This window comes from Nostoc foliaceum FACHB-393 (genome assembly GCF_014698505.1).
GTDB lineage: Bacteria > Cyanobacteriota > Cyanobacteriia > Cyanobacteriales > Nostocaceae > Nostoc > Nostoc foliaceum_A.
Map to the genome: position 1 here is coordinate 1 of NZ_JACJTD010000174.1, position 1,941 is coordinate 1,941.

General features: G+C 45.7%; 1 protein-coding gene. It reads left to right on the top strand.

The features are described 5' to 3' along the window. Positions 1-20: 20 nt before the first annotated feature. A partial coding sequence (gene mobF / locus H6G92_RS38705; RefSeq protein ID WP_313890071.1) for a MobF family relaxase occupies positions 21-1,941 on the top strand: 1,921 nt, incomplete at its 3' end.

The window sequence follows — 1,941 nt, forward strand, 5'->3', positions numbered from 1 at the left end:
CGGCTAACGTCTCAAGTGAGATGGCGGTGAACTACTTCATCAAGAATTACTATCACCAAGGAAAGTCGCTTTGGAATGGTCAAGGTGCTAAAAAGTTGGGGTTGTCAGGGGCAGTCGATGACGAAGACGCTTTTAAAAATATCATTGAGGGGCTTACGCCTGATGGTCGTGAGGTATTGAATGCCAGAATAGTCAAAGAAAAGGGGAAAGGAGAACGCAGAGCCGCATTAGACTGTACATTTTCTGCGCCCAAAAGTGTGAGCTTGATGGCATTGGTGGGTGGGGATACACGGTTAATCGATGCCCATCATAAGGCGCTAAAAGAAACCTTGGAGCTAATAGAGCAGCGTTATGCCTATACCAGAGTGACAGATAATAGCGGCAGACATAGAGTTAAAACTGGTAACTTGGTCGTCGCGCAGTTCGATCACATCGAAAGTCGGGATTTAGACCCACATCTGCACACCCATTGTTTGCTGATGAACATGACTAAAACTCCAGATGGTAGGTGGTTGAGTTTGGGTAATAACGAGATATTCGCCAATAAGAAATTCTTGGGGATGGCATACCAAAGCTCTCTGGCGCGTGAGGTGCAGAAGCTTGGCTACGAGATAGAGCTTCGTTTACATGGGCAGTTTGATATAAAAGGCTTTAAATTCGAGGATTTAGAGGCATTTTCTAAGCGGCGACAGCAAATCATCGCCTCATCTAGTGCTAATTCGACTTGGGCCGAACGTGAAAAAATTTGGGATGATACCCGCCAGCGCAAGCAGAAACTACCAGAATCAGAATTAGTTGCATTGTGGAAGTCAGAAGCTGCGGCGTTAGGTATCACGTTTGTCAAGCCAGGAGAACCAAGAAAAGAACAGGCTCCTCTTGTGGTTGAGCAAAAAAGTCTGATTGATGCGTTAGATGATGCGATCGCACATTGCAGTGAGAGAAATGTCGCTTTTAGACAAGAGGATTTAGAAAAATTCATCCTAGAATCACGTTTAGCTACGGATGTAACAGCGATTGCACCCCTGATTAGAGAACATCAGGAGTTAATCGGTTTGCCAGGGTTAACTCACCAATTTACGACGATGACAGCAGTGAGGCGGGAGTTGGCGACGATTGAGTTGATGCAGCAAGGTGTTGGAAAAGTAGTCCCAATAACTAATAGAGAAGTAGTTGAGAGCCAGTTACAGAAAACCTTACTAAATACCGGACAGCGCCAAGCAGTAGAATTAGCTGCAACAACATCTGACCAGTTCATTGCATGGCAGGGAGTAGCTGGTGCTGGTAAGACTTTCGCCCTCAAGGAGTTGAAAGCGATAGCCACAGATGCCGGATACACTATTCTTGGCTTTGCCCCTAGTTCCTCTGCTGCTAAGGTTTTGAGTGAAGAGTTAGAAATTCAGTCTCTTACAGTGGCTAGATTACTTGTCACTGAACCACAAGAAATTGAACCAAATCAAATCTGGATTGTGGACGAAGCGGGTTTACTCAGTGCTAAGGATGCCCATGCACTCCTACAACGAGCAACCTTACTTCAAGCTAGGGTGATTTTAGTCGGTGACACTCGGCAGTTGTCAGCAGTATCAGCAGGGAATCCCTTCAAATCCTTGCAACAGGCGGGAATCAAAACCGCACACCTCAATGAATCGTTGCGCCAAAAAGACCCTCAACTGAAGCTGGCAGTAGATTTAATTGCCGATGGCAGAGTAGAAGCGGGATTTGAACATCTACTGGCGACCGGCTCAATAAAAACTGTTTCTTCAGAATCCAAAATAGAGCAGATCGCCAATGATTATATAGTAGGGACACCAGAGCAGCGACTCAAAACTCTTGTGTTAGCTGGAACAAATACAGAAAGACTTGCCCTTACCCAAGCGATTCGCTCGAAGCTCAAGGGTGAAGGAACTTTGGGAGAAACTGCAACCATCACCCAATTGCAAACCA